Source organism: Marinifilum fragile (assembly GCF_963677365.1).
Classification (GTDB): Bacteria; Bacteroidota; Bacteroidia; order Bacteroidales; family Marinifilaceae; genus Marinifilum; species Marinifilum fragile.
Genome location: NZ_OY781962.1, coordinates 1171879 through 1190902, shown reverse-complemented (window position 1 = coordinate 1190902; position 19024 = coordinate 1171879). Strand labels below are relative to the sequence as shown.

The following is a 19024-nucleotide window of genomic DNA, read 5'->3' as shown; positions in this document are numbered from 1 at the left end:
AAGCATTATATGATTGCCGTAAAATTAAAAATTGACGTTTATTCGTAATTAGGTGATTTAACTTCCGCTAAACCATTTTTTAAAACTATTGACTTTTTCTCTACTTACAATCAACTCTTTATCGCAATCTGCATTTAAAATTACCTTTAAGCGAGAGTTTGAATGAACCAACACATCGTTAATTGCATTTATATTTACAATGAAAGAGCGGCTGATGCGATAAAATTGCTTTGGATCTAAAAGATCTTGCAGTTCTTCCATTTTATAATCAATAATGTACCTTTTTCCTTCATCCAATAAAATGAACACATCCCTTCCTTCAGCATAAAAAAGTTCTATACTTTGGGCTCTAAATGATTTTAACTTCTCTCCTACCTTCACCATGAATCTGGTCTTGTAATCCTTTTGAATGTTTGCCAATGCAGCACTTAGTTCCTCTATGCTTTTTATGGATTGTTTGCCAAATGACTCTTTCATGCTTTCATACTTCTTAAGCGCATCATAAAGACTATCAAAAGTAACTGGTTTTAAAAGGTAATCTACACTATTAAGCTTGAAAGCATTTAGTGCATATTCATTATATGCTGTGGTAAAAATAATTGGAGTTTTAACCTGAACTCTATTGAAAATTTCAAAACTTAAACCATCCACCAGATGGATATCTAAAAAAATTAAATCAGCTGAATTTTCTGGGCTTCCAAGCCAGACTGAAGACTCTGTAATGGATTCAAATCTATCAAGCACCTTAATTTTGGGATCATATTTGTGTAATAGTCGCTCCAGTTTATCCGCAGCTAATACTTCATCTTCAATTATTATAACTTTCATTTTTAGGCTTAGTGTATTTTGTGATTGTTAGTCTTCTATGTTTATTTTTGGAATCGAAATTTGAATACGATTGTTAACTCTTTGCCATTCAAACTGAGAATCTGTATAAAAAGTCAATGTCTTTTGTATCGCTTCCTTCAACTTTTCAAACTTAGGCAATGGTATTAGTCGTTCCGATGACAAAAATCTAAATAGAATTGTATCGTCTGAATCCTCAATTGAAATTTCCAATTTCGTATTCAAATCAACTTGTTGGCTATATTCAATCAACTGAATGGTTTGCAAGATCATGTTTGGAACGACATGGACATTCTTTATTTCATCCAGAGTCCAATTTACAATTAAATTATCTGAGTAATTGTAATTTCTAAGCTTTAAATATTCATCGATTTTTAACTTCTCTTCTTCCAATGTTATAACTTCCGAGTATCGATTACCAAGTATTCTTCTGTAGAATAAGGCCAGATGATCGATATACTCCTCCGCTCCATCAACCTCGTCTTTTCTTATTAAACTTATTACACTTTCCAGTGATTCATACAAAAAATCAGGATTCAATTTGTTCTTAAACACCTCCAATTCAAACTCAATACTCTTTCTATTCAGTTCTTCTTTCTCGAGCAAGAGTGAATTTTGCCTATCCAAGAAACGAATGCTTAAATAAAACAGATGAAAAAGAATACCAACCAGTATGAATATAATTAGGAATGCAACGAGTTCGGAAGAAAATTCACTAATCCCAATCACGAACCTAAAGTAGGTTGCAAATAATACATACACCAAACCTAACGTGATTAAAAAGCTTCCGGCATAAATCACCGAAAATTTAATCAGTTTATTTCTTTTTAGAATTCTAAGCCTTTCGGTTTTCAATAGCCAAAATCTGTAAGATTCAAATAAAATTGCAGTAACCACCATCAGAAATATTAATTCTTCAGGACTAAAATTATTACTGATTTCAGCTAAACGATCAAAAATTAATAGCATTAAAAGATATACCAATATCGCAACACATGGTGGTGTAATCAATCGGTATATATTGTTGTTTAAATAATTGGTTTTCATAAGGTAAACATTAATTATTTTCCGATTGAAGTATTAAAGGCAAGCTTACTTTAAAGTGCTCATTTTTATCCAGCAGAATACTGTCATTGGTAAAATATGAATATCGTTTTTTAATATTCTCAATGCCAATTTGAAATGATTCTGGTTGCTCTCGTAATGGATTTATGTTGTTTTTAACGCACAAATAATTATTATCAATTTCTATATCAACTAACAAAGGAGATGTTTGCGAAATTAGATTGTGCTTAATGGCATTTTCAACAAGCATTTGAACAGAAAGTGGTGGAACATATGATTCCATAGCATTTTCAGGAATATTAATTTTTAATTCATAGGCCTCCTGAAATCTTACTTGCAACAAATAATTGTATGATTGAACAAAATCCAATTCCTTCTGGAGTGGGATTAACGGCCTATTGTTTTGCTTAAATATAAATCGATAACTTTCAGCAAACATTCGAATAAACTTCTCAGCCACTTCCTTATCCTTGTAAAGTAAAGATGAAATGGTATTTAAAGAATTAAATAAGAAATGTGGATTCAATTGGGATTTCAATGCTTCAAATTGTAGATTTAGCTGATTGTTCATCAGCTCCACCGATTTGATTTCCTCTTCGCGCATCTGATTGAATGAATAGATCATGAAATCGATAATACAATACACAAGTACCACCAAAAACAGTATCAAAAGCGTCTTAAAGATTTCATCATTGTATATCAACCAAAATTGAGAATAACTTAAATTGCCTTTCAATGAAATCAAGAACATTTCGGAATAAATGGCAATTAGAATCAATCCAATAATATACAAAGTTGAGCTTTGGATTAAAAAACGTATGGCGTGTCGCTGTTTCCAACTCACCAATTTATTGAGATACTTTCCAACAAATAAGGTAGAAATACCAGCCCAAAAACCAAATATTGCGCTAGGCAGATATCCAGTTAGCTGATATTCAAAACCAGGTAATTCGCCTATATAACTATAAAATGCAAGAATATAACATAGCATTCCAAGTATAGGACCAATGATAATAAAGCGGAGGTTTTTATTCACGATTATGGATTTCTCTGAATTTACAATTAAAGATACGGCAATGATTTTGTCGAATTGCAATCTTTCTAAAAGAATTCGATTTATCGAGTTTTTCACCCGATAAATCGATCTTGGAATATCTATTTCCTTACTTTCCTTTTGAATAAATGGCTTTCATAACTTTGCCATATTCGTACTCTGAGCTTATTCCCTGTGTTGCTTTAATTAAAGCATCTTTAATTTCCTCATCGTCCAAATTCATTTCGTGGGTAGCTATTAAAAGAAAGCTTGCCAATTCATAATTTGATGATATATTTTCTGATTTAGAAATAAGCGTTAGCTGCTGCTTTTTATTTAGATTCCCTTTCATTAAAAGGGCTTTATAAAATTTACTTAATTCATAGCTTGATGAAATTTCATCAGAAGCTTTCAATAAAAAGTCAAATCGATCCTCTCCCAGTTGTTCATACTCAATCAATTGATCTAGAATCCCTTTATAAGTATAATTCGATGATATATTTCCTAACAATTCAGTGAATTCATTTAAATTGGATTTACTAATCATCTCCTCTCGAATCATTGAGTTGATGATTTGTCCCATCTCATAATCAGAAGATACAGACTCAGTAAGTTCTATAATTTTATCCACATTGCCTGATGACAATCCTTCATTCTTAATGATCGATTTAATAATCTGCGATTTTTCATAGTTGGATGAAAGCTCTTCAACTTCACTCAACAATTTATTCATTTGTGCATTTGTAAGCTTATCATCAGCAAGAGCCATCTTCATTAGGTTTGACTTCTCGTAAGATGAGCTGATATCTCCCATAGCATCAATAAAATGCGTAAAGTTTTCTTCATTAAGCTCATTTAATTTATAAACCGATTTTAAAACCTGGGAGAGTTCATAATTGGACGAAATCTCTTCTAAACTGTTAAAAAATTCAGCCGAAATTTCAGGATCCTGAATAAATATAGGGTTGTATTTTTTATAGATCTGCGACAATTCATAATCCGAATTAATTCGATATGGAAATTCTCTAAGCAAACTCTGCAATTCACTCTTATTTAGGCTATTATTCTTTAGTAAATATTTAACCATACGCGAACGATAATAATCACTATCCGTCTCCTGTAATTCTTTCAAAAATCCTGTAACCCCAGATTTTTTGTATATTTTATTTACTCTATTTTCAAGGTCAATGCCCGAATTTCTAACAATATCCGGAAGCATTTTCTTCATCCATGCACGACCTTTAGGTTCAAAATCAACCTCTCGGCTACCCTCATAATAAAGATAATTAATTGTTCCCTCATCGGATCTGATGTACAACTTACGTTTCATACCGAAGCTAACCATGCTTATTTTAATGTAAGCATCATCCGACATGGCTTTTACATCTGTATAGTCTTCATTAAATTCAATATCACCATTGGTAGAGATTTTAATATTTTCAACCCTCCAATTGTTATTCTTCGTAATCACAATATCCCAATCGCCATTGCCTGCATTTCCAGCATTACATGATAATGTCGACAACATTACGACTGCCATTAGGCTTAGTAAAAATTGTAAATGTGTTTTCATATGCTTGTATATTATTTTTTGTGACTTTTATATTTTATCCTACGATACAATATTCCGAATAAAGCATACAAGAAAAAAACAAATTGACATCAACTGTAGTTTGGATGTAATGAATTGTAATATGAAAGTAGCGAGCAAAAAAAGCTATCTCATAACCAATTTACCCGTATGCATAAATAAATTCTATTAGATAACACAAAATATTAATTGAGAATATTCTCTTTTTAATTTTAAAACAATTAACTTTAAACATCTTAAAATAAGTAATAACAATAAAAAACAGGAGGCACAACTATGGGATGCGACACGGGATTAAAACCCCGGAAAAAAGTACAATCAAAAACAACAGGAAATTTTAATGACGAAATTAAAGAGGAAAAAACAATGAGCTCAACAATGGTAAGACAAGAAATGCCAAATTTCACAATGGATGCTTATGATTCGGCAACCGGACACTTTAAGACAATTTCAAGTGAAGATTACAAAGGAAAATGGGCAGTAGTTTGTTTCTACCCTGCTGATTTTACCTTTGTTTGCCCTACCGAAATTGCAGCAATGAATGCCAAGTATGATGAGTTTAAGGCTTTGAACACAGAAATTCTTGCTGTATCAGTTGACACCAAGTTTTCGCACAAAAGATTTGTTGAGACAGAACCAATTCTTAAAGGCTTGCAATTAACTATTGGAGCAGATGGTAATCAGGAAGTAAGTAGAGCATTCGGGGTTTTAGTAGAAGAAGAAGGTGTTGCTCTTCGCGGAAGATTTTTATTTAATCCTGATGGAATTTGTGTAGCACAAGAGGTTCAGGCCGATTCTGTAGGCAGAAATGTGAATGAATTCCTTCGTCAAGTACAGGCTTGGCAACACGCAACAAAAACCGGTGAAGTTTGTCCAGCAGGTTGGAGACCAGGAAAAAGAACACTCCCGGTAAATACCGATGCAGAAAAAATGACTGGTCGTGTTGGAGATTACATTACAATAGAAGAAATTTTAGATTAAAACTACTGCCTGACTAGTCCTAAAAAAAGGCAGCCCAAATAGGCTGCCTTTTTCTTTATCAGTTTTATAATTCTTACATGTTCATACCACCACAAACGTGAAGAGTTTGACCTGTTACGTATGAAGACAAATCAGATCCTAAGTACACACAAGTTTTAGCAATTTCTTCTGGTGTACCACCTCTTTTCAATGGAATTTTACCAGCCCAGTCTTTTACTACATCTTCAGGTAATTTACCAGTCATTTCTGTAATAATGAAACCTGGAGCAATTGCATTAGAACGGATACCTCTGGAACCTAATTCCTTAGCAACAGATTTTGTAAATCCGATAATACCCGCTTTAGATGCTGAGTAGTTTGCCTGACCAGCGTTACCGCTAACACCAACAACAGAACTCATGTTGATGATAGAACCACTGCGCTGCTTCAACATTGTTCTTTGAGCTGCTTTGGTAAAGTTGAAAACAGATTTCAAGTTCACATTAATTACTGCGTCCCACTGCTCTTCTGTCATACGCATTAATAAAGTATCTTGAGTAATACCAGCATTGTTTACCAAGATATCAATAGCACCAAATTCTTTTACGATTTCAGCAACTACCTTATCTGTATCAGCAAAGTTACTTGCGTCAGAGGCATATCCTTTTGCTTTAACTCCGTAAGAAGCAATTTCCTTTTCAGTTTCCATTGCTTGTTCGTTGTAGAACAAATCAGTAAAAGCAACATTACAACCTTGTTTTGCAAATTCAATTGCAACCGCTTTACCAATACCACGAGAAGCACCGGTAACAATCGCTGTTTTTCCTTCTAATAACTTCATTTGAAATTCTATTTTTATTAAAAATATATTCTTGATTAAGGATGATGTTCCCACTTCAAAAGAAGCTCAAACACCAAAATCGCTAACAAATATAAAATATTTTCAGGGATATCTACTTTTGTTTATGTCTCATAAAAAGAAAGCACTTCCTCATTTGATAAATTCCTCTACCAAACTGATCTTACTACACAACACAATTCCAATAGATTACAAGCTTTAGCCTATTTAATCAAACGGTAAATTTCGGCTAGAATTTCGCTAGCTTTTCCTTGAAGAAAAAATTCTTTATTCGCCATTGTATTATTGTCCTGCTATTTATATGTTTTCATACAGTTTCTGTGCAAGCAATATTGTGCAAGCACTTTTGATAACTAGCTGATTGTCAAAACACATTTAACTAAGCTCCAAATAATCAATATCACACCTTGATGACCTTTTTTTTGCTTTGAGTTTGATTCCAAGCGAAGTTATCAGAATTGAAATGTAAAACACCTGAGGGTAGTAATAAATCTACCTAATGGGAGTATAATCTAATATTCTTTTTAACTTTATATATCATTTTACTAACTACATTAACTTATGAGATTTTCACAAAGAACAGGTATAATGCCTGCTACTAAAGAACTACAATTAGAATCTATTGACGAAGATTTAAGGAACTGTCTATGGAATGTATTTTGTTCAGAATTTCTTGAAAAACTATCTACTCTTGTTATTAGTTCAACTCCTTCTGAATTTAGAAAATATAGTATTCGCCTTTGGGATTCACTTTATAAATTACCAATTGACGAAATACCATCTAACATAAAATCAACTAAAAGTTTTATTAGAGAAAAATTCTTTAAATGCGAATGGTACAGAATTTATGATTTACTTGAATTTTCGATTGGTTTAAAAATAGGATTTAAGCAAATTTCACCTAACAAATTTATAGCTAAGTGTAATCATATTTTAAAAAGAGAGTTTTCTGGATACAGGTTTATAAATAATCAAATCTCTCCTATTTCTAATGCTAATGAGATAAACGAAATAGAAAAAGCAATTAAACAGGCAGACTCATTTACTCCACTTCAGGGTGCTAATACTCACCTAAAATCTGCTCTGAATAAACTATCAGACAGAAAAAATCCTGATTATCGAAACTCAATTAAAGAATCTGTTTCAGCTATTGAAGTAGTAGCTAAAATTATCTCGGGTAGTAAAAAGGATAGCCTGGGCAAAGCACTTGTTAAGATCAAGACCAAAATCAATATACACCCTGCATTAGAAAGAGGTTTTAACTCACTATACAGCTATACTAGCGACGGTGATGGAATAAGACACGGTCTAATGGATGAAGATAATTGTGATTTTGAAGACGCTAAGTATATGCTAGTCTCCAGTAGTGCATTTATTAACTACCTTATAGTAAAAGGTCAAAAAGCTGGAGTTGAATTTTAGTTTTAAAAATATGGAGAAAATAGAAAAATTAAAAATTTGGGATTATAAATTAGTATTGGTAATTGCTGGTTCAATTTTAATCTTATTTGGAAGTGTATATGCTTTTACTAGACCTGCATACTGGGATTGTTTCAACTTTGAGAAAACAGGAAGTGTTGGTGATACAATTGGAGGAATAACTGCTCCTATAATGAATTTAATAGGAGCTATTCTTATATACATATCATTTAAAGCACAAATTAATGCAAATAAAATACAATATCATTTATTAAATAAAGAATCATTGAATCAATTAAGAAATCGAGAATTTCAGATTGCATTAGAACTTTTCAAAGAACTAAAGGATGATTTCCAAAATAATAGCGACGGAACAAACTCAGGAGTTAGAGCTTTAAACCTCTATGTAAATAACATTAAATCAAATTGGACCTTTCAGCAATTTGAAAATCATTCAAAAAAACCAATTTTACACACTTGGAAGTTTATTATAACTGAGTATGATTTAATATTAACTCATATTGAAAATTCGATTATTAAAACCGATGAAAAGGTTAAACTACTTAAATTAACATATAGTTATTTCGAAGCTATGTTAGCATATCCTAGTAAGATACTTAAAAAAAACATTGAAAAATTCAACATCAAAACAGATATTATTGATACTCTAAATAGGATTGACGAAGTACATAAAAAGTACAATTTTAACTAGACAAGAAATAACTTTAAGCTAAATCTCTAATCCTACTTCTATGTTATCAGATACTATACCCTTACTAACAGATTCTACATTAATTGAGTCAGTTCACCTAATCACAAATGATACTCTAGTTATTAAAGTTCAACAAGTCGCATCTTCTGGAGGAGAAAAAAGCTCTATTCTTGATTACGTATTAAAAAATGGAATAACTATACTCTTAGCTTTAATTGCTGGTATTATTGCCCTAATCCAAGTTAAATCTAATGTTATTTCTCAGGCTCGGATTAAGTGGATGGAAGATTTAAGGGAAAACCTAAGTGAACTGTGTGAATTATCTATGAAAACCTTAATATGTTATATCAACCATAAAAGAACTGAGAATGAAGAGCAAAGAGATTTCTATAACAACTATGTTTCTAGCTTTTCTAGATTCAAAATAGTATCAAATAAAATATACTTACTCCTTAATTCTAAAAACCCTATTCATAGACAAATAGAAATACTTATCGGGAATATTGATATTTTAATTGGTGGTTCACATATCGACACAACAAATCAAGATGACATATCTGCTATACTAAATCAGATTATGAAACATTCTAAACAAGTTTTTAAAGAAGAATGGAAACGATCAAAAAAGGTATTTAAGCCATGAAAGACCTAATAAAAAAGTACTGGTATATCCCAACAGGTATAATCTCACTACTACTAATTGTAGTACTACCTATATTTATCAATTGGGCACTACAACAGAAGACATCTTATGAGGTTATCGGTAACTCTGAAACTTGGTTGTCTTTCTGGAGTACTTATCTAGGTACTATTATTGGCAGCCTTATTACTCTTTATGTACTCTATCTGACACTAAAACAAAATGAGGCTAATAATAAAAAGGCTAAAGACCTGCAAATAGCTATCTACAAAAAAGGATTAGAAGAGCGTAGAATACAAGAATTAACTCAGGCATTTAGAGAAAGTTTACACTTCATAGAGTTAGCAAAAATAACTCGTTATATCAGATTAATTCAAATTGAGGAGTATGAAAAACCTGAAGTTTTCTTTCTTGATGAATTAGGTAAAACTTTTAATAAACATAGTTCTTTTGAATTAGATTTTATTTCTTACACCAATGATAAAAATTTAGACTGTTATAAATCTATTTTTGTTGATTTAATTATCAAATATAGTGATTACGTAACGCTTATTACATTTATAATTGATTTATTAAAAAATGAAGATTACACTAGTAAAATAAGAAGATTAATACTTAATAGTGAAATAAAAGAATATATAAAAGATGAGGAGTATAATACATTAGTTAATTGCGATAGTGATGAGAAGTTTATTCGTGAAATTTTATTCATACTAAACAATTATTCTAAAGATCACAATAAAGAATATAATGAACTCCATAGCAAACTAGTTGATTTATCTGAACAAATACTCACCAGCAAAAAAAGTCAACTAGGGGAGTTAGGTATATAAATACTTGTTTATTCAAATAGGTTAACTATCGTTGCTGGAGTATCATATGCACTCTTTACTACTGTAATGAGCTGAGAGCACAAAAAACCCCACACATCGCTGTGCAGGGTATCCTATGTTATTAGCAGTAATATTACTTTTAAAAGTCACTAAAATCAAAGACCTCATTAACTGCCTTTGGTTTTCCTATTCCTCTGGAGGTAGTAAATTTAATTTCAGTATATGCTGAGGTATCAGTGACTGTACCTACTTTAAATACTACCTTATCCTCTTTGTTTGTCTCAGTAATATCAGAAGATGTTAAAGTTTTTTTTAGCAGTAGCATCTACCACTGTTAGGATACTTTTACCACTTAGCACATTAATCTTATCAATTGAATCCTGTGCTTGATCTTGAAAGACTTGCCATAGTTTTTTAGTTTACGCTAGCTATAAAAGTGCATGCACAGTTTTAAAATTGTGTGTGCAAATTGTGTATGCAAACGGCATTTTGTGCATGCAAACAGCTTTTTCAAGATTTTAGCAAATCTTTTACCAAGTCTAAAGACAATCTTCTACAAGTGTTGATTTCACTAGGGTTTCATTACAATCCTAATGCTAATTAATCAATGTGTAAATTTCTTCTAGAAGTTCACTTGCTTTTCCTTGAAGAAAAAAATCAGTAATTCCATCAGTATAGTTCGATTCTTCCGTATTGATTTCGATGACTATTGCTCCATTTCGTTTGGCCTCGGTAGGAATCATAGCTGCAGGCATTACCTCTCCGGTTGTTCCAATTACCAACACCACATCAGCAGCTCTAGCCGCCTGTAAAGATTTTCGATAAGCAACTTCTGGTATATCTTCACCAAAAAACACAAAATCTGGCTTCAAAATTTTCTTGTCCTTTACACATTTAGGAGGCAATTCATCCAAATTCACCTCAGATGGAAGATAGATTTTACCGCATTGCAAACAAATCAGTTTTTGCGAATTGCCATGAAATTCATACACAATTTTTGAACCTGCCTCTTGATGCAAATTATCGATATTCTGAGTCACCACCGCTTTTAGCAATCCCTTCTCCTCTAGCTGTGCCAACACTTTGTGTGCACCATTATAGCTTGCTTTTCCAAAAAAATCATAAAAGATAGACTTTATAGCCTTCCAGGATTCAACAGGATTCAAGTGAAAATAATCTAAATCCAGACATTGGGGATCATATCTACTCCACAATCCATTTGGTCCTCTAAAGGGGGGTATTCCACTTTCAACGGATACTCCCGCACCTGTAAAAGCAATCATCGATTTTGAATTGGAGATGATATCGGCAACCTTTTGTAAATCTTCTTTCATCTTATAATAATTTTCTTGTAGCTGTAAGATGGAACTTACCATTCATAAATAATTCCCGAATAAAATTCAGGATGGGCTCTTCTCGTATGTGCCCTGATAGCTATCGGAGTAGTAAATATTTATCAATGGACGTTTCATGATATAATTCAATATTTTACTTGTAACAATGAATGTAAATTTCCATTCTAAAATTACATGAAAATCCTCTCTTAGAAATTCATACCACAGCTTTAGTACTGATCTATTGACATTTACAACTAGTAACGATTTATTAACATTGCTGTAATATTCCTGTAACATTAGTGTTTTAACATTGCAGTGTGAAAAGATACAAGTTAGTCTTTTATATACTATGTAACGTATCAAATCAGATTTTAAAATATTAAAAAAATAAGAATAATCGTTTTTTAAACTAAAATTTAAACCAGAATGAAAAAATTTCAATTGCTTTTTACTGCTGTTATTGCAGTTGCCTTAATGGCAAGTTGCGGAAATGCAGGTAAGGATAAAGCTGCAAGTAACGAAAAAGCTAAGACAATTACAGGTGCTGGAGCAACTTTTCCACAACCATTTTATAACAAAATATTCAAGAGCTACACCAAAGAAAAAGGTCTATTGGTAACCTATGGTGGAATTGGTTCTGGTGGAGGAATTCGAAGCTTAAAAGATAAAATTGTTGACTTTGGAGCAAGTGATGCATTCTTAAATGATAAGAAGTTAGCTGATATGCCAGGAGAAGTTCTACACGTTCCTACTTGTTTGGGTGCTGTTGTAGCTGCTTATAACTTACCAGGCAAGCCTGAGTTAAAATTTACTCCTGAATTAATGGAAGGTGTTTTCATGGGTAAGATTACCAACTGGAGCGATGCCAAAATAGCAGCTGTGAACCCAGATGTAAAATTACCAGATATGGAAATTACGGTAGTTTATCGTTCAGACGGATCAGGTACTACTTTCATCTTTAGTGATTACATGAGTAAAGTAAGTGCTGAATGGAAAGAAAAAATTGGTGCTGGTAAAGCTTTAAAGTGGCCAGTTGGTATTGGTGCAAAAGGAAACCCTGGTGTTGCTGGTACAATTAGCCAAACTGAAGGTGCTATTGGTTACATCGGATCTGAGTATGCTTTCGCAATGGGCATTCCTGTAGCAAGCATCCAGAACAAAGCTGGTAACTTTATTCATCCTTCTGTTGAATCTGTAAGTGCATCTGCAAAAGGCGAAATGCCAGCTGATACTCGTGTAAGCCTAACCAATACTGATGCTGTTGATGGATATCCTATCTCTAGCTTTACCTGGTTAATTCTTTACAAAGAACAAAACTACAACGACAGAAGCGCTGATCAAGCTGCACAAACCATCAAATTAATTGAGTGGGTTGTAAGTCCGGAAGCTCAAAAAGAAACTACAAAAGTACACTATGCTCCTCTTCCAGAAGCTGCAGTAGCTAAAGCAAAAGCAGTTCTTAATAAGGTAACTTATAACGGAAAAGCATTAAAATAAAACAATTGACTTTGGTCAAACAACGAGCTTGTCTCAACTTGTTTTCAATTAGTTCTCCAGACTATTAGCTGATACAAGCTCGTTCTTCTATTACACTGAATCGTTCAAATCTTATGAACAGCGAAAAAATCTTCAAATATTTATTAGTTGGCAGCGGTATTCTTATGGTGTTAATTGCCCTGGGAATTGTTGCTACACTATTTGTTGGCTCCATCCCTTCTTTTAAAGAGTTCGGGTTTGGATTTTTATTTTCTACAGAATGGGATCCAACAGAAGGACGTGAAACCTATGGTGCTTTACCATTCATAATAGGTACTCTCCTAACATCCATTCTGGCATTAATTATAACATTTCCATTCGCTTTTTCCATTTCCTTATTCTTAGGCGAATATTTTAAAGATGGTGCCTTGCCTTCCTTTTTAAGATCGGTAGTTGATCTTTTAGCTGGTATTCCATCGGTTGTATACGGATTGTGGGGGTTTTATGCACTAAAACCATTGGTTGCAGAATTAGGTCTTAATGCACAGGGATTCGGAATATTCACATCATCGGTAATTCTAGCGATAATGATTATTCCATATGCTTCTTCACTTGGTGCTGAGGTAATCTCAATGGTTCCTGGTAGTTTAAAAGAAGCTGCTTACTCACTTGGAGCAACACGCTTTGAGGTAGTAAAAAACGTAATTGTTCCTAACGCAGGTTCAGGAATATTTGCAGGCTATATACTCGCACTGGGTAGAGCAATTGGGGAAACTATGGCCGTTACCATGCTTATTGGTAATTCCAATAATATGCCAACAGGAATTTTCGATTTGGGAAATACCATGGCCAGTTTGATTGCAAACCAGTTTGGCGAAGCAGAAGGATTAAAATATACTTCTCTTATTGAGATCGGCTTGATCCTGTTCGTCATCACCGGTATAGTAAATTATATCGGAAAATTAATCATGAAAAAATTATCGGCTTAGCCTTTATTATATAAAGAAATGAATATCTCTACAGAAATATCAGACAGGAAAATGAAGCAACGCTTGTTGAAAGACAAGATTTTTACCAATGTAATGATCTTCCTTGCTTTCCTTTCAGGTGTGCCTTTATTCCTGATTCTATACCAATTGGCAATAAAAGGATATCGTCAATTGAACATTAGCTTTTTCTTCGAAGAAGCACCTGATACCATGGAAGCAATGGTGGCCGTTGCAAACAACGAGATTATTCCTGGTGGAATTGCCAATGGTATTGTAGGTACTTTAATCATTGTTGGTTTAGCTTCATTAATCGCTATTCCGGTAGGTATTATTTGTGGAACCTACCTTGCCGAGAATGCAGGAGGAAAATTTGCAGGTTTGGTTAGATTTATTGTTGACATGCTTCAGGGTGTGCCATCAATCGTTTTGGGGGTAATCGGTTACATCTGGATTGTAAAGCCAGTGACCAATGGTTTCTCCGCTTTGGCCGGTAGTGTTGCCTTATCAATTATGATGTTACCATCAATTGTGCGATCAACAGAGGAAACATTAAAAATGATACCAGGCACATTAAAAGAAGCTGCTTTATCACTAGGTGTTCCATATCACAAAGTGATTCTTAAAGTGATTCTACCAACAGGTATCTCAGGTATCCTAACCGGAGTAATCCTTGGGATATCACGTATTGCAGGAGAAACAGCCCCTCTTATGCTTACAGCTTTGGGAAGCACTGTTGTTAATACCAATATCACAGAGCCATCAAGTGCTGTACCTCTCTTGGTTTGGGAGTTTTATAACGATCCTAACCTGGTAAATATGATATGGAGCGCCTCCTTATTCTTATTACTATTAATCCTAGGTCTGAATTTATCAGCTAAAGCAATCGCGAAAAAATGGAAAGTACAATACTAAAACAAGTGCAAATGCCTACAGAGCAAAAATATAAAGAGAACGTCGTGATAAAGAATCCTATTGAAAAGATTGAATCTCCAGTTTTAAAAATCGATGATTTGTCGGTTTCTTATGGAGGAGATAAGTATGCAATACAAAATGTATCTGCAGGTATTGCCAAAAACAAAATCACAGCAATTATGGGTCCTTCGGGCTGCGGAAAAAGTACACTTTTAAGAGCCATTAACCGCATGCACGAATTGTATCCAAATACTCACAATAAAGGTGGAGTTTATCTGGGCAATGAAAACATCTACGAACTAAATCCAATTCAATTAAGAAGAAAGATTGGTATGGTGTTTCAACGTCCAAATCCATTTCCTACCATGAGCATTTACGATAATGTAATCGCAGGTTTTAACTTGAATGGAATTAGACTAAAGAGATCTGAAAAAGATGAAATCGTTGAAAAGTCGTTGCGAGAAGTGGCACTTTGGGACGAAGTAAAAGATGCACTACACAACAGAGGAACTTTCTTGTCTGGTGGTCAGCAACAAAGATTGTGTATTGCTCGCGCTTTGGCATACACTCCAGATATTATTCTGCTTGATGAACCTACTTCGGCTCTTGACCCAATTGCAACTTCGAAAATTGAAGACTTGCTGGTGAAATTGAAGAAAGACTTTACCATTGTGTTGGTAACGCACAATATGTCGCAGGCCGCTCGTATTTCTGACTACTCCATGTTTATGTATCTTGGAGAGTTGGTAGAGTATGGCAAAACAAAACAAATGTTTACCACACCTAAAGACAAGCGCACCGAAGAATATCTAACAGGTAAATTTGGTTGATACATCATCATGCCATGATTCGTTCCCGAAAGCTTTCGGGATCATAATTATTAATTCGTAATTATTTTAAAATGTCAATTAAAAAAGATAAAAAATTCGATAAGCTTCATGCTGATTTCAGCAAAATGAAATTGATCCTTCAGGAACAATTTGAGATTATGGATGAAATCGTATCATATGGTCTGGATATTATCGATGTAAAAAGAGTGGAAAAGTTTGAATCAAATGAAAACAAACTTGACAATCTTGAAATTAAAATGAGTGATAATATCATTCTAACCATGGGCTTACAGCAACCAATGGCTAGTGAATTGCGTTTATTGATATCCTATTTTAGGATGATTGGATTCATTGAGCGAATTGGTGATCAGCTAAATAACGTTTTAAGATTTATTCAGAAAATGGAACCTCCATTTATTCCCGAAAAGCATCGCGATTCGTTGTTAAACATGTTAGCAATTAGCGAAAAAATGGTACGTAAGGCTTTAATTTCTTTTGAGGATAGCGATATGGAATATGCTATCTGGACCATTAAAAATGATGAGTTTGTTGATGAAATGAGATACGATCTTATGAAACGAATGGTAAAAAAAGAAACTCCGGAAGGCGTTGACCAGCATGACATCTATAATCTACTAAACTTTGGAAACATTTTAAGTAGCATTGAAAGAGTTGCAGATAACGCAACCAATATTGCCGAAGCTTCCATTTACTATCAACAAGGCATTGACTTGCGTCACAAAGACATATCCGAAGAGGAGTAAACAGTAATCAGTGATCAGTAACCAAAGATTAGTGGCCTATGACTCCTAATCCATAAACTCTATCATCTCTCTGGGAACTTTCAAGATCTGAATACTTAAACACTTTACTTAAAATAAATAAGCTTAAAAAACCCCCAGAAAGATTTCCAAAAAATGAAGGATTTAAAGATATTAGTAGTCGATGATGAAGAGGATTTGTGTGAAATCCTGCAATACAATCTCCAACAAGAAGGTTTTCAGGTGGATACTGCCTTTTCATCAGAACAAGCATTAAAACTAGATTTGAGCGAATATGATTTCTTCCTGTTAGACATCATGATGGGAGAAATATCAGGTCTGGAATTGGCTAAAATTATTCGTCGTAATCCCGATTTGGCAGATAAACCAATACTGTTTATCACTGCCAAAGGGAGTGAAACGGACAAATTGCTTGGATTTAAAGCTGGTGCCGATGATTATGTCGCAAAACCTTTTTCCGTAAAGGAAGTTATTGCCAGAATTCATGTAATTTGCAAACGTGTTTTCTCTGAATCGAAAAACGAATCAAATTTTGAATATGAAAAATTGAAATTGATTCCAGAATCGAAGCAAGTTACGATCAACAATATTGATGTAGGTTTAACCAAAACAGAGTTTGAAATTCTACACCTGCTTTTAAACCATGCAGGAAGAATTTACTCTCGTGATGAAATCATGAATAAAATTTGGGAAGGCGACACCTTTGTAGGCGATCGAACTGTTGATGTGAATGTACGACGAATCAGAAAAAAAATTGGAGAATATCACAATTTAATTAAAACCAAATCGGGATATGGATATTATTTTGATCCCGTGAAACAATAGTTAATTCGTTTTTATACATGACAACAAACTTTCCTAACTCTGGATCAAAATACAAGAAGCGTTTATTTGTCTACTTCTTTTTGATAGTGTTGATTTTTTCTATGCTAATTGGTGGCTTCCAATACAATCAGGAAATTGCCTACCGAAGAGAAAAATTAGAATATGCGCTGAATATTTATACCGAGCAGGTTCAAGAGTTGATCAAACAGAAAGACTTAATCACCAAAAATGAATTTGCAGAAGTTGATTCATTAAGAAGCTTAATGCCTGACCACAATATACGATTGACCGTAATTTTAAGGGATGGTAAAGTTGTTTATGATTCTGATGTTGAAGACATAACCAGACTTGACAACCACATTCATCGACCGGAAATTCAAAAGTCGATTTATAGCAATAAAGGAAGTAACATCAGGTTATCGGGCTCAACAGGACAAACTTATTATTATTATTCAAAGCATTACTACACTCACTTTGTAAGGGCAGCTCTTCCCTACAACGAGAGTGTAGTTTCTTTTTTAAAAGCCAATAAACTGTTTTTCTACTTCCTAATCGCATTGTTTGGCGTAACCATTGTGTTCTTGCTTTATGCAACACAGCATTTTGGAAACTCCATTGCCAAACTGCGGAAATTTGCAATTAACGCTGCCAAAAACAGACCAATTGATCCAAGTGAGAATTTTGGAAAAACCGAACTGGGCGAAATCAGTCATCAAATTGTAAAAATTTACAATAAGCTTAGAAAAACCAAAGAAGATTTGGTTAAGGAGAAGGAAAAACTAATTATGCACCTGCAGATTGCCCAGGAAGGTGTTGCAGTTTTCGACAAAGACAGGAATTTAATCCTTTGGAACAGCCATTTCATTGATTACATCAATTACCTGTCCAACATTTCAACACATAACTACCAGGAAATATTCGAATTGCCTGAATTGACAGAGATTAATGATTTCATCACAACAAACATCAAAAATCTGGAGAAGAACTACATTCCCAATGTTGATATTATTAGCTCTAAAAATGTAGTTACCGTTGGCCATAAAATGTTTCTTTACCAGGTTGTGGTTTTCCATGATTGCAATTTCGAAATCTCGATTAACGATATTACCAAATCGGAAAACGAAAAAACCATAAAGCAAGAAATGACCCTGAACATTGCGCATGAGTTAAAAACTCCTGTTACAGCAGTTTCCGGATTTTTAGAGACCATTAAAGATAATCCGGAAATGCCTGAGGATAAGAAAATCCTTTTCATTGAACGATCCTGTGTGCAAATCAACAGATTATCGAATTTAATTCAGGATATTTCGGTGCTTACCAAAATGGAAGAAGCACAACAATTGTTTACCATAGAGAATGTAGATATTGGCAAATTGTTAAATGAAATGTTGGATGATTTTGAATTGAAATTGAACCATGCCAAAATGAACATCAATCTTCATATTCCTCAGGATTTAACTATCAAAGGCAATTCTGAATTGTTGGATTCTGTATTTAGAAATCTAATCGATAATTCGATAAAATATGCCGGAGAAGGAAGCTCAATAGAAATTAGAAACTATTTTGAGGACAACAATTACCATTACTTCTCCTATCATGACAATGGAATTGGAATTTCGGAGGAACATTTGCCAAGAATTTTTGAACGTTTCTATCGTGCCGATAATGGCAGATCAAGAAAAATGGGTGGCACAGGTTTGGGCTTATCCATTGTTAAAAATGCCGTTGGATTTCATAAAGGACGTATTTTTGTTAAAGCACGAAAAGAAGGCGGTACAGAATTTTTCTTCTCTTTAAAGAAGCAGTTATCTTAAAGTCAAACTGTTCAACAGTCCAACAGTTCGACAGTTCGACTATAGGACGGTTAGACTGTTATACTTTTAGACTATTGAACTGTTGGACTATTAGACTTTAT

Annotated in this window: 19 protein-coding genes; 12 read left to right on the top strand and 7 right to left on the bottom strand. The window is 33.6% G+C overall.

Annotated features, from left to right (window positions below; translation table 11 throughout):
• Nucleotides 1-57 precede the first annotated feature (57 nt).
• Genes ACKPCA_RS04565 through ACKPCA_RS04550 form a run of 4 tightly spaced genes read right to left on the bottom strand, consistent with a single transcriptional unit; the run spans nt 58 to nt 4517 of the window.
• Nucleotides 58-828 (bottom strand): LytR/AlgR family response regulator transcription factor, encoded by a 771-nt coding sequence (locus tag ACKPCA_RS04565; RefSeq protein ID WP_321281655.1) that lies wholly within the window; start codon nt 826-828, stop codon nt 58-60.
• Nucleotides 829-855: 27 nt separating this feature from the next.
• On the bottom strand, nt 856-1893 hold the full coding sequence (locus ACKPCA_RS04560) for a histidine kinase (protein WP_321281654.1): 1038 nt from the start codon (nt 1891-1893) through the stop codon (nt 856-858).
• Nucleotides 1894-1903: 10 nt separating this feature from the next.
• Nucleotides 1904-3043, bottom strand: coding sequence for a sensor histidine kinase (locus tag ACKPCA_RS04555; protein WP_321281653.1), 1140 nt, complete (start codon nt 3041-3043; stop codon nt 1904-1906).
• A gap of 31 nt (nt 3044-3074) precedes the next feature.
• On the bottom strand, nt 3075-4517 hold the full coding sequence (locus tag ACKPCA_RS04550) for a hypothetical protein (protein WP_321281652.1): 1443 nt from the start codon (nt 4515-4517) through the stop codon (nt 3075-3077).
• Between the two features lie 294 nt (nt 4518-4811).
• On the opposite strand from ACKPCA_RS04550, the gene ACKPCA_RS04545 reads away from it, so the two are divergent.
• Nucleotides 4812-5516 (top strand): peroxiredoxin, encoded by a 705-nt coding sequence (locus tag ACKPCA_RS04545; RefSeq protein WP_321281651.1) that lies wholly within the window; start codon nt 4812-4814, stop codon nt 5514-5516.
• A gap of 73 nt (nt 5517-5589) precedes the next feature.
• On the opposite strand, the gene fabG is transcribed toward ACKPCA_RS04545, so the two are convergent.
• A complete protein-coding gene (gene fabG, locus ACKPCA_RS04540) occupies nt 5590-6336 on the bottom strand; it encodes a 3-oxoacyl-[acyl-carrier-protein] reductase (protein WP_054718206.1) in 747 nt (248 codons plus the stop codon).
• A gap of 579 nt (nt 6337-6915) precedes the next feature.
• Here fabG and ACKPCA_RS04535 point away from each other — a divergent pair.
• From ACKPCA_RS04535 to ACKPCA_RS04520, 4 genes are read left to right on the top strand one after another with little or no spacing between them, the layout of a single operon-like run.
• A complete protein-coding gene (locus ACKPCA_RS04535; protein ID WP_321281650.1) occupies nt 6916-7776 on the top strand; it encodes an AbiJ-NTD4 domain-containing protein in 861 nt (286 codons plus the stop codon).
• A gap of 10 nt (nt 7777-7786) precedes the next feature.
• Nucleotides 7787-8485: a hypothetical protein gene (locus ACKPCA_RS04530; protein ID WP_321281649.1), complete on the top strand. Its 699-nt coding sequence runs from the start codon at nt 7787-7789 to the stop codon at nt 8483-8485.
• Between the two features lie 40 nt (nt 8486-8525).
• Entirely contained in the window at nt 8526-9128 is a 603-nt protein-coding gene (locus tag ACKPCA_RS04525) for a hypothetical protein (protein WP_321281648.1), read from the top strand.
• On the top strand, nt 9125-9958 hold the full coding sequence (locus tag ACKPCA_RS04520; protein ID WP_321281647.1) for a hypothetical protein: 834 nt from the start codon (nt 9125-9127) through the stop codon (nt 9956-9958). Before ACKPCA_RS04525 ends, ACKPCA_RS04520 begins: the two co-directional genes overlap by 4 nt.
• Nucleotides 9959-10097: 139 nt before the next feature.
• Here the strand turns inward: ACKPCA_RS04520 and ACKPCA_RS04515 are convergent, their stop codons facing one another.
• Both ACKPCA_RS04515 and ACKPCA_RS04510 read right to left on the bottom strand, forming a co-directional pair.
• Complete coding sequence (locus ACKPCA_RS04515) at nt 10098-10283, bottom strand: hypothetical protein (RefSeq protein ID WP_321281646.1); 186 nt, start codon at nt 10281-10283, stop codon at nt 10098-10100.
• A gap of 271 nt (nt 10284-10554) precedes the next feature.
• A complete protein-coding gene (locus tag ACKPCA_RS04510) occupies nt 10555-11292 on the bottom strand; it encodes an SIR2 family NAD-dependent protein deacylase (RefSeq protein WP_054718203.1) in 738 nt (245 codons plus the stop codon).
• 429 nt (nt 11293-11721) lie between these two features.
• Between ACKPCA_RS04510 and pstS the strand changes: the two genes are divergently transcribed.
• The 7 genes from pstS (at nt 11722) to ACKPCA_RS04475 (ending at nt 18923) form a co-directional block, all read left to right on the top strand.
• On the top strand, nt 11722-12792 hold the full coding sequence (gene pstS, locus ACKPCA_RS04505) for a phosphate ABC transporter substrate-binding protein PstS (RefSeq protein ID WP_054718200.1): 1071 nt from the start codon (nt 11722-11724) through the stop codon (nt 12790-12792).
• Nucleotides 12793-12905: 113 nt separating this feature from the next.
• Entirely contained in the window at nt 12906-13760 is an 855-nt protein-coding gene (pstC, locus tag ACKPCA_RS04500; RefSeq protein ID WP_321281645.1) for a phosphate ABC transporter permease subunit PstC, read from the top strand.
• A gap of 18 nt (nt 13761-13778) precedes the next feature.
• On the top strand, nt 13779-14672 hold the full coding sequence (gene pstA / locus ACKPCA_RS04495) for a phosphate ABC transporter permease PstA (protein WP_321281644.1): 894 nt from the start codon (nt 13779-13781) through the stop codon (nt 14670-14672).
• The gene (pstB, locus tag ACKPCA_RS04490) at nt 14654-15502 is read left to right on the top strand and encodes a phosphate ABC transporter ATP-binding protein PstB (protein ID WP_321281643.1); all 849 of its coding nucleotides are present in this window, start codon (nt 14654-14656) and stop codon (nt 15500-15502) included. The genes pstA and pstB overlap by 19 nt, the downstream gene beginning before the upstream one ends.
• Nucleotides 15503-15573: 71 nt before the next feature.
• Nucleotides 15574-16266: a phosphate signaling complex PhoU family protein gene (locus ACKPCA_RS04485; protein WP_054718194.1), complete on the top strand. Its 693-nt coding sequence runs from the start codon at nt 15574-15576 to the stop codon at nt 16264-16266.
• Between the two features lie 153 nt (nt 16267-16419).
• A complete protein-coding gene (locus ACKPCA_RS04480; protein WP_321281642.1) occupies nt 16420-17109 on the top strand; it encodes a response regulator transcription factor in 690 nt (229 codons plus the stop codon).
• A gap of 17 nt (nt 17110-17126) precedes the next feature.
• Entirely contained in the window at nt 17127-18923 is a 1797-nt protein-coding gene (locus ACKPCA_RS04475) for an ATP-binding protein (protein WP_054718189.1), read from the top strand.
• Nucleotides 18924-19024: the final 101 nt, after the last annotated feature.

Bases quoted from the DNA above. Each gene is read 5' to 3' on its own strand.
- ACKPCA_RS04565 (WP_321281655.1), bottom strand. From the start codon at position 828: ATGAAAGTTATAATAATTGAAGATGAAGTATTAGCTGCGGATAAACTG.
- ACKPCA_RS04560 (WP_321281654.1), bottom strand. From the start codon at position 1,893: ATGAAAACCAATTATTTAAACAACAATATATACCGATTGATTACACCA.
- ACKPCA_RS04550 (WP_321281652.1), bottom strand. From the start codon at position 4,517: ATGAAAACACATTTACAATTTTTACTAAGCCTAATGGCAGTCGTAATG.
- ACKPCA_RS04545 (WP_321281651.1), top strand. From the start codon at position 4,812: ATGGGATGCGACACGGGATTAAAACCCCGGAAAAAAGTACAATCAAAA.
- fabG (WP_054718206.1), bottom strand. From the start codon at position 6,336: ATGAAGTTATTAGAAGGAAAAACAGCGATTGTTACCGGTGCTTCTCGT.
- ACKPCA_RS04535 (WP_321281650.1), top strand. From the start codon at position 6,916: ATGAGATTTTCACAAAGAACAGGTATAATGCCTGCTACTAAAGAACTA.
- ACKPCA_RS04530 (WP_321281649.1), top strand. From the start codon at position 7,787: ATGGAGAAAATAGAAAAATTAAAAATTTGGGATTATAAATTAGTATTG.
- ACKPCA_RS04525 (WP_321281648.1), top strand. From the start codon at position 8,526: ATGTTATCAGATACTATACCCTTACTAACAGATTCTACATTAATTGAG.
- ACKPCA_RS04520 (WP_321281647.1), top strand. From the start codon at position 9,125: ATGAAAGACCTAATAAAAAAGTACTGGTATATCCCAACAGGTATAATC.
- ACKPCA_RS04515 (WP_321281646.1), bottom strand. From the start codon at position 10,283: ATGCTACTGCTAAAAAAAACTTTAACATCTTCTGATATTACTGAGACA.
- ACKPCA_RS04510 (WP_054718203.1), bottom strand. From the start codon at position 11,292: ATGAAAGAAGATTTACAAAAGGTTGCCGATATCATCTCCAATTCAAAA.
- pstS (WP_054718200.1), top strand. From the start codon at position 11,722: ATGAAAAAATTTCAATTGCTTTTTACTGCTGTTATTGCAGTTGCCTTA.
- pstC (WP_321281645.1), top strand. From the start codon at position 12,906: ATGAACAGCGAAAAAATCTTCAAATATTTATTAGTTGGCAGCGGTATT.
- pstA (WP_321281644.1), top strand. From the start codon at position 13,779: ATGAATATCTCTACAGAAATATCAGACAGGAAAATGAAGCAACGCTTG.
- pstB (WP_321281643.1), top strand. From the start codon at position 14,654: ATGGAAAGTACAATACTAAAACAAGTGCAAATGCCTACAGAGCAAAAA.
- ACKPCA_RS04485 (WP_054718194.1), top strand. From the start codon at position 15,574: ATGTCAATTAAAAAAGATAAAAAATTCGATAAGCTTCATGCTGATTTC.
- ACKPCA_RS04480 (WP_321281642.1), top strand. From the start codon at position 16,420: ATGAAGGATTTAAAGATATTAGTAGTCGATGATGAAGAGGATTTGTGT.
- ACKPCA_RS04475 (WP_054718189.1), top strand. From the start codon at position 17,127: ATGACAACAAACTTTCCTAACTCTGGATCAAAATACAAGAAGCGTTTA.